The 8,272-nt window shown below is 73.6% G+C and carries 8 protein-coding genes and 1 pseudogene; all 9 read right to left on the reverse strand.

Annotated elements, in window-relative coordinates; genetic code table 11:
* Nucleotides 1-714 (reverse strand): annotated as a pseudogene (locus ACWCSD_RS41815) (hypothetical protein); the annotation flags it as partial.
* Nucleotides 711-1,766 (reverse strand): DUF917 domain-containing protein, encoded by a 1,056-nt coding sequence (locus ACWCSD_RS41820; protein WP_449923307.1) that lies wholly within the window; start codon nt 1,764-1,766, stop codon nt 711-713. The gene ACWCSD_RS41820 and the pseudogene ACWCSD_RS41815, both read right to left, overlap by 4 nt.
* Nucleotides 1,763-2,698 (reverse strand): hypothetical protein, encoded by a 936-nt coding sequence (locus ACWCSD_RS41825; protein WP_397158667.1) that lies wholly within the window; start codon nt 2,696-2,698, stop codon nt 1,763-1,765. The genes ACWCSD_RS41820 and ACWCSD_RS41825 overlap by 4 nt, the downstream gene beginning before the upstream one ends.
* Nucleotides 2,695-4,014 (reverse strand): MFS transporter, encoded by a 1,320-nt coding sequence (locus ACWCSD_RS41830; RefSeq protein ID WP_449923312.1) that lies wholly within the window; start codon nt 4,012-4,014, stop codon nt 2,695-2,697. Before ACWCSD_RS41830 ends, ACWCSD_RS41825 begins: the two co-directional genes overlap by 4 nt.
* A gap of 162 nt (nt 4,015-4,176) precedes the next feature.
* Nucleotides 4,177-4,593: a nuclear transport factor 2 family protein gene (locus tag ACWCSD_RS41835; protein WP_358299091.1), complete on the reverse strand. Its 417-nt coding sequence runs from the start codon at nt 4,591-4,593 to the stop codon at nt 4,177-4,179.
* An 88-nt stretch (nt 4,594-4,681) separates the two neighbouring features.
* Complete coding sequence (locus ACWCSD_RS41840; RefSeq protein WP_449923315.1) at nt 4,682-5,641, reverse strand: alpha/beta hydrolase; 960 nt, start codon at nt 5,639-5,641, stop codon at nt 4,682-4,684.
* Between the two features lie 108 nt (nt 5,642-5,749).
* On the reverse strand, nt 5,750-6,505 hold the full coding sequence (locus ACWCSD_RS41845; RefSeq protein ID WP_364341843.1) for an ATP-binding cassette domain-containing protein: 756 nt from the start codon (nt 6,503-6,505) through the stop codon (nt 5,750-5,752).
* The gene (locus tag ACWCSD_RS41850) at nt 6,502-7,542 is read right to left on the reverse strand and encodes an ABC transporter permease (protein WP_387680308.1); all 1,041 of its coding nucleotides are present in this window, start codon (nt 7,540-7,542) and stop codon (nt 6,502-6,504) included. The genes ACWCSD_RS41845 and ACWCSD_RS41850 overlap by 4 nt, the downstream gene beginning before the upstream one ends.
* A gap of 52 nt (nt 7,543-7,594) precedes the next feature.
* On the reverse strand, nt 7,595-8,272 hold a 678-nt coding region (locus ACWCSD_RS41855), incomplete at its 5' end, for a substrate-binding domain-containing protein (RefSeq protein WP_449923320.1).

Consider the following 8,272-nt stretch of genomic DNA (forward strand, 5'->3'; position numbering starts at 1 on the left):
GCCCAGCACGGTCCGCACCACCGCGGGCCAGCCGGGCGAGCGGGACGTGCCGGCGGCCACCAGCGTCCCGAGCGCCGGGCCCTCCTGACCGGGCACCTCGACCTCGGCCGCCCACCGGGACCCCGGCGGCCGGGCCGGCTCGTGCTCGCCCGGCGCGCGGGTGGCGCTCTGGCGGCCGGCGACGTGCAGGCCGTACCGGTCGAGGAAGGCCACCGACGTGCCGGGCAGCTCGGCGTTGAGCACCCCGAGCACCCGCCGCGCCGAGGGGCCCGCGTCGGCCAGCCGGGTCGCGCAGCGGGCGACGAGCTGGGTGCGGGCCGCCTCCGGCCTGGAGGCCGCCGAGGCCACCCGGACGGCGACGATCAGCGGGTCCTCGTCCACGAAGATCAGGGTGACGCCGAGCCGTTCGGCCAGCACCTCGCCCGACCCGGCGCTCAGGCCGCCCGACGGCGCGATCACGCAGGCCGCCGCCTGCTCCCAGGCCCGGCGCATGGCCATCTCGACCGCCCAGCCGCCGCCGGCCGCCGCGCCGATCAGCACGACCGCCGTGTGCGGCGTCACCGCGCCGAACACCGACAGGTCGTCCACGATGCGGACCTGGTGCACGGGGTTGTCGCCGCCGCCGTACATCCTGGCCCCGGCCAGCGGGCCGGTGTTGACCAGCTCCGCCACCGTGACCGGCGCCTCCCAGCCGGGCTCGCGCAGGCCGCTCACGGCGACTCCGCCCGCTGCTCGAACGGGATCCCGAACGCCCGCAGCCCGCCCAGCGCGAGCCCCGCGTCCGTGTGCCAGACCGGCGCGGCCTTGACCACCATGACCTCCACCTCCATGCCGGGCGCCGCCTTGTCGACGTCCACGACCAGGCCGTCGGCGGACGAGATCATGCAGATCTGGTCCGGCGCCATCGCCACCGGCGCCCCGTCGGCCAGGGCGAGCACGATCTCGTTGTGCGCCTCCAGCCGGACGAGCCTGCGCAGGCCGCCCGTCTCCTGCACCACGATGCTGGAGGGCAGCGAGGGCATGGCCACGTCGGCGCCGTGCCCCGTGCTGCCCTCGACGGCCAGGATGCGGCCCGCGCACAGCGTGCGCACCCCGTACGGGGCGGCCGCCGAGCGCGGCGCGCCGGGCACCCCGGCCGCCAGCAGCAGGCTGACCGTGCCCGGCACCAGCACCCGGGCCAGCTCCCGCGCCGCCATCGGGTAGCAGGCGGCCACCGCCCACCCGCCCACCGCCAGCACGACGGGACGCAGCAGCTCCTCCACCCGGCCGCCCGCGGTCTCCAGCAGCACCAGCTCCCCCGACGCCCCGGCCAGCGCCAGTGGGGACGCGCTCAGCCCGCCCAGCCTGTACGTCGTCTGTTCCACCAGCGGGAACACCCGGCCCGTCCCGTCGCCGTCGACCAGCGGCACGCCCAGGGCCGCCGCGGCGACCAGCGGGATCAGCGCGTTCTCGGCCGCCAGGTTGAGCGCCGCCACGGCTCCGGCCCGCTCCCCCAGCCGCCGCTCCAGCGCCCGCACAGCCCGTACGGGCTCGTCGCCCGCGGGCAGCTGCTCGCCCAGCGCGGTCGTGGACCCGACCAGGCTGACCACCATGCACAACGTCCCCGGGTCCAGCTCGCGCGCGGCGGCCAGCTCGACGCCGTCGCCGAGCACCGACTCCGCCCAGGCCAGGGTGAGGCCGTAGGAGGACTCGCCCGCGCCCGTGGCGAACAGCCGCGACCCGGCCGAGAAGCGGCGCAGCTCTTCGGGGCCGACGCGCCGGGTCACGGCGTCGCGCCTTCGGCCGTGACGCGCACCCGGTAGAAGCCGTCGGGCAGGTAGGACAGCGGGTTGACGGTGGTCTCGGCGATCCGGGCGAAGCCGGGCGCGGCGCCGGCGCTGACCACGCGGGTCAGGGCCTCGTCCCTGGCGTCCTGCAGCGCCCGGTCCAGCTCGGCCCGGCCGCGGGCCTGCACGATGCGCTCCACCTGGGCCTCGGGACGGGCGAGCGCCGCGCCGTAGGCCGCGGCCAGCAGGTCCTCGCCCGCGGACTCGACCACCTGGAACGGCGCCGGGACGTCCGCCGTGGCCAGGGCGGCCCGGCCGCGGCGCAGGCTGGTCGTCCCGCCGCGGTCGCAGGCCCGCGGGAACCTGCGGAAGTAGTGCGCCGACACCAGGCCGCTGCCGGTGCGGGCGAAGAACACCGGCACCCCGGGCAGCTCCCGCGCCACCCGGTCGGCGATCCGGCCCGCCTCGGGGCCGAGCGCCGCGTTCCGGATCGCGTGCGCCTCGCGTTCCCGCAGGCCGGGGCGGCCGAACTCGTACGACAGCGTGATCCTGGCCGCGGGCACCTCGGCGGCGATGATCGCGGCCACCGCCAGCTCGTGGTCGGCCAGCATCGGCGAGCCGGTCGCCGTCACCGCGAAGTCGACCAGGCCGCAGCCGGCGGCGAACTCGCGTACCGCGCCGGTGTCCAGCGGCGCCAGCGGGCGGCCGGTCAGGCTGTGCCCGCCGCGCACGATCGTGGCCACCCCCGGGTCGGCCACCGGCCGCAGCACCGGCGGGCACGGTCCGCCGACGCGGATCGCGGCCACCGGCGCGCGGGGGATCCCGTCGAGGTCGACCGCCACGCAGGCGCGTACGGCCTGCGACAGCGGAGCGCCGTCGCCGACGGCCACCACCGCCGGCGACGGCCCGTCCAGCGCGACGCCGAGGATCACTCCAGCTCGCGCCCTTCGGTCTCGGGCAGCGGCATGGCCAGCAGCGCCGTGGCCACCATGAACGCGTTGATCACCAGCATCGTCGCGGTGAAGCCGGTGGCGTGGGCCAGCAGCGCGCCCACGGCCGACGGCGCGACCGTGGTGGCCACGAGCTGGGAGGCCGTGGCCCAGGAGTAGCCGGTGCCGCGCAGGGCGGTCGGGTAGAACTCGCCGTTCCAGGTGTTCCAGACGCCCCACGCGCCCAGGCTGAAGAACGACAGGACGAAGTTGCCCAGGTACAGGCCGGTCAGGCTGCTCGCGGTGGCGAACCACAGGCCGCCCAGCACGGCGGCGACCACGTAGAACAGGAAGACCTTCTTGCGGCCGAACCGGCCGGTCAGCAGGGACGCGCTCACGTAACCGGGGATCATCATCAGCGCGCTGAGCGCGGCGAAGCCGAGCGAGGCCGACAGCGACAGCCCCTTGGCCTGCAGCAGCGTCGGCAGCCAGGTCTGCAGCCCCCAGTAGCCCCAGTTGAAGACGAAGTTGAGCAGCAGCATGAGCACGGTGATCCGGGCCAGCCGGCCGCGGAACAGGTCCATGGGGTTGCCGGCCCGCGCGCCGGCCACCGTTCCGGCGATCGTGAACGTGGCCTCGGCGTCGGGGCTGCCCAGGACGCGCAGCACGGCCCGCGCCTCCTCCTGCCGTCCGCGGGCGGCCAGCCAGTACGGCGACTCGGGCACCCACGCCCTGATCGCGAACGCCCACAGCCCGGCCGCCGCGCTGGCGATGACCACGACGTGCCAGCCGAGCCCGCCGAGCGTCACCGAGGCGGCGATGGCCGCCAGCATGCCGATGGGCCAGCCGATCGACAGGTAGACCGCGGCCCGGCCCCGGTGCCTGGTCGGCAGCAGTTCCAGGAAGAGCGGGAAGGTGATCGTGTAGACCCCGGCCAGCGCGAGCCCGGAGCAGACGCGCAGCGCGACCAGGGTCGCCATGTTCGGCGCGAACGCCGAGGCGAACGCGATCACGCCGTAGGCCAGCAGCGACCAGAAAGCGGTCGGCCGGCGCCCGACGCGGTCGGCGAGCGGCCCCCAGACCAGCACGCCGGGGATCATGCCGAACGCCACCGCCGACAGCACGACGCCGATCCCGGCCTCGTCGATGCCGAACGCCGGCCCGAGGTCGCCGGAGGCGTAGACCAGGGCGAGCTGCTCCCAGGACTCGATGACGAAGGCGATGAACAGGGCGAGCGCGATGAGCACGTGCCGGCGGGAGAACGGCATCCGGTCGAACGCCGCCCCGATGGGGAGCGTCGGTGCGTCGGTGGCGGTCATGCAAGCTCCTCGGAGGGGGGCGCGAAGTATTGCCGCACCATAGGGCCGTCCCCCTTCCTCCTCGGTGTGCGCGACGCCCGGCCGGAGCCGGCCCGGCTGTGCGCGGCGCACTGCCGGGTCGCTGCCGGGCCCCGCGCGGCGCGCCCGCGCCCGGTCAGGTCGTCAGGGCGTGTCCGCGCGCGCGTCGTCCGTGTGCGGCCTGGTGCACGAGCTGAGCGTGTTCTCGTGCACGTGGACGATCTTCCACTCGCCGTCCACCAGGCGCAGCACGCTGGTCGTCCGGACGAGTTCGGGGTCGCCGTGCTCGAAGTCCACCTGCAGCAGGTACCGGGCCAGGGCGGTGTCGCCCCACACGTCCACGATCTCGTCGATGGCCCGGACGGAGGTCTCCGCCGGGCCGTCCGACGGCCGCGCGTCGCGCACTCTTTCGAGCTGCCGCCTGCTGGTGATCAGGCCGGGCTCGGCGGAGTCCCAGATCGTGGCCTCCGGGTGGAGGAGCCGGTCGATGCCCTGCCTGTCGCCTCGCGCGTAGGCGTCGTACATGCCGGTAATAACGGCCCAGACAGCGTCGCGTGCCACGCTTCCGTACTCCTTTGTCTTGGTGGAGAAATATGGTTCTTTCTCACCGTATGGGCAGCGTGGAACGCGGACGTCTTTACGTTGTAGATCAGGTGTTCAGCCACTCGCGCAGCTTGGTGACCGCCAGGCTCATGGCGGCCTTGTTGGCGTTGGTGTCGCGCAGCAGGTCCACCATGGCGAAGTCGTGCACCATCCCCGCCAGCTCGACCGCCGTGACGTCGTTGCCCGCCTCCCGCAGCCGGGCCGCGTACGCCTCGCCCTCGTCCCGCAGGACGTCGGCCTGGCCGTTCAGCACCAGGGCCGGCGGCAGGCCGCGCAGCTCCTGGTCGCTCGCGCGCAGCGGCGAGGCGTGGCTCTCCGCGCGCTGCGCCGGATCTGTCGTGTACTGGTCCCAGAACCACTTCATGCCGTCCCGGTTGAGGTAGTAGCCCGTGGCGAACTGCTTGTAGGACTCGGTGTCGAAGTTCGCGTCCGTGACGGGGTAGAACAGCACCTGGCCGAGCAGCCGCACGTCACCGCGCTCCTTGGCCATGAGCGTGAGCACGATCGACATGTTGCCGCCCACCGAGTCCCCGGCCACGGCCATGCGGGAGGGGTCCAGGCCCTTCTCCGCGCCGTGCTCGGCCACCCACTGGGCGGCGGCGTAGTTCTGCTCGATCTGCGTGGGGTACTTCGCCTCGGGCGCGCGGTCGTACTCGGGGAAGACGACGGCGGCGCCGGTCCGCACGGCCAGCTCGCGCACGAGCCGGTCGTGCGTGTGCGCCGAGCCGAACACCCAGCCCGCGCCGTGGATGTAGAAGATGACCGGCAGCGTGCCCGTGGCCCCCTTGGGCTTGACGATGCGCACCGGCACGATGCCCGTCGGGCCGCCCTGGACCTGGATCCACTCCTCGTCGATCTCCGGCTTGGGCACGCTCGGGTCGGACTGCAGCTTCTCCAGGACCTCGCGGCCCTGCTCGGGCGGCAGCTCATAGATGAAGGGCCGCTTGGCGTTGGCGTCGGCGAACTCCTGCGCCGCCTTCTCCAGCACGATCTGCTTGCTGATCATCGTCGTCACGGTGGCCGCCCCCGGTCGTCAGTGTGGTCCACCCCGGTTCCTGCCTTGGCCTACCTCGATCCGATCGCCCGGTTTCGTCAAATTCCGATCAAGCGGTGCTCATTCGCGCCGGAGCTCGTGGTCCAGCTCCGCCAGCTCCGCGCCGCCGGCCATCAGCGCGGTCAGCTCGTCCTTGCCGATGTCGGACTTGGCGTACTCGCCCATGCTGGTCCCGCGGTTGAGCAGCAGGAACCGGTCGCCGACCGGGTAGGCGTGGTGCGGGTTGTGGGTGATGAACACCACGCCGAGCCCCCGGTCGCGGGCGCGGGCGATGTAGCGCAGCACCACGCCCGCCTGCTTGACGCCCAGCGCCGAGGTGGGCTCGTCCAGGATGAGGACCCGCGCGCCGAAGTGCACGGCCCTGGCGATGGCGACCGACTGCCGCTCGCCGCCCGACAGCGTGCCGACGGGCTGGTCGACGTCCCGGATGTCGATGCCCATGGCGCGCAGCTCCTCCGCCGCCACCCGGCGGGCCCTGGCCACGTCGAAGGCGAGCCCCTTGCGGGGCTCGGAGCCGAGGAAGAAGTTCCGCCAGACCGACATGAGCGGGATCATCGCCAGGTCCTGGTAGACGGTGGCGATGCCGCGGTCGAGCGCCTCGCGCGGGCCGGCGAAGCGCACCTCGGCGCCGTCCACCAGGTACGTCCCCGTGTCGTGCTGGTGCACCCCGGCCAGGATCTTGATGAGCGTGGACTTGCCGGCCCCGTTGTCGCCGAGCACGCAGGTGACCGAGCCCGCCTCCACGCCCATCGACACCCCGCGCAGGGCCAGCACCGAGCCGAACGTCTTGCCGATGTCGCGGGTCTGCAGGATCAATGCCGCACCTCCTCGGCGTAGCGCCGGACCATCCGGTTGGCCAGCGTGGCGAGCAGCAGCATGGCCCCGAGGAAGAACTTGAACCAGTCGGCGTCCCACCCCAGGAACACGATGCCCTTGTCGGCCATGCCGAAGATCACCGCGCCGATGGAGGCGCCGACGGCGGAGCCGTACCCGCCGGTCAGCAGGCAGCCGCCGATGACGGCCGCGATGATGTAGACGAACTCCTGCCCGATGCCGATGTTGGCCTGGACGGAGGTGTAGCGCAGCGCCAGGATCGAGCCGACCAGCCAGGCGGCCACCGCCGTGGTCATGAACAGCGCGATCTTCGTCCGGGCCGCCGGCACCCCGACCGCCCGCGCGGCCTGCTCGTCGCCGCCCACGGCGAAGATCCAGTTGCCCGGCCGGGAGCGCATGAGCACCCACGTGGCCAGCGCGGTGATCGCGATCCACCACAGGATCGCCACCCGGAACGACGTGCCGCCGATCTGGATCGTGCCCGCGAGGAGCGCGCTGGCGCCGTCGAACCCGGCCGCCCGGCGCAGGCCGCCGACCTGCACGGTCCCGGTGACGGCCTTGGTGACGCCGAGGTTGACGCCCTGCAGCATGAGGAACGTGCCCAGCGTGACGATGAAGCTGGGCAGCTTCGTCCGGGTCACCACCAGGCCGTTGGCGAACCCCACGGCGAGCGCCACGACCAGCCCGGCCAGCATCGCCGGCCACACGCCGAACCCGTAACGGGTGGCCAGCGTGACCAGGATCAGCCCGCTGGTGCCGGTCAGCACGCCCGCCGACAGGTCGAACTCGCCGCCGATCATGAGCAGCGCCACCGCGACCGCCATGATCCCGAGCGTGGCGGCCGGGTCGAGCCAGTTGGCGATCCCGGCCGGCGAGCGGAACACCTCCGACTGCGCGGCGAAGAACGCGAACACCACGACCAGCCCCACCACGGCGCCGAGCTCGGGCCGGACGATCAGGCGGCGGGCCAGGCCGACGCGGGCGACCCGCTCGTCGGCCCGCGCGGGAGCGGCCGTCATCGGCGGCCCTCCCCGTGCCCGGCCTCGTCCCCGGCCGCGTCCCGGCGGCCGCTCATCGGGTGCCCGCCTCGGCCAGCTTGGCCACCTGCTCGGCGTTGTCCTTGGTGACGAACCCGGGCCCGGTGTTGACCGGCAGCCCGCCGCCGACGGTGTTGAGGTTGTCCTTGTACAGCTTCAGGAACGTGATCGGCAGGTAGCCCTGCAGGTACTGCTGCTGGTCGACGGCGAACAGGATCTCGCCGTCCTTGATCGCGGCGACCACGTCGCCCGACAGGTCGAAGGTGGCGAGTTTGGCCTGCGACCCCGAGTCCTTGATCGCGTCCCTGGCCGCCACGGCGACCGCCGGGTTGAGCGCGAGCACGCCGTTGACCTGCTTGTCCGACTGCAGCTTGGCGGTGACCTTGGAGGTGACGTCGGCCAGGTTGGCGACGTCCACCTGCAGGCGCTCGACCGTGCCGCCCAGGGTCTGCTCGGCGCCCTTGCAGCGCTGGTCGAGGCCGACGTTGCCGGCCTCGTGCACGACGCACAGCAGCTTGGTGACGCCCGCGGCCTTGAGCTGCTCGCCGGCGCCGCGCCCGGCCACGTCCTCGGACTGGCCGACGTGGGTGAGGGCGCCGAACGCCTTGGAGGAGTCGGCCCCGGAGTTGATGGTGACGACCGGGATCTTCGCCGCGACGGCCTTGCCGACGGCCTCCTTGAGCGCGTCGGGGTTGGCCATGGAGACGACGAG

It is taken from the genome of Nonomuraea sp. NPDC001684 (genome assembly GCF_053596515.1).

What these genes read in the sequence shown, in the direction of transcription:
- ACWCSD_RS41830 (WP_449923312.1), bottom strand. Translation starts at nt 4,014, where the DNA reads ATGACCGCCACCGACGCACCGACGCTCCCCATCGGGGCGGCGTTCGAC.
- ACWCSD_RS41840 (WP_449923315.1), bottom strand. Translation starts at nt 5,641, where the DNA reads ATGATCAGCAAGCAGATCGTGCTGGAGAAGGCGGCGCAGGAGTTCGCC.
- ACWCSD_RS41850 (WP_387680308.1), bottom strand. Translation starts at nt 7,542, where the DNA reads ATGACGGCCGCTCCCGCGCGGGCCGACGAGCGGGTCGCCCGCGTCGGC.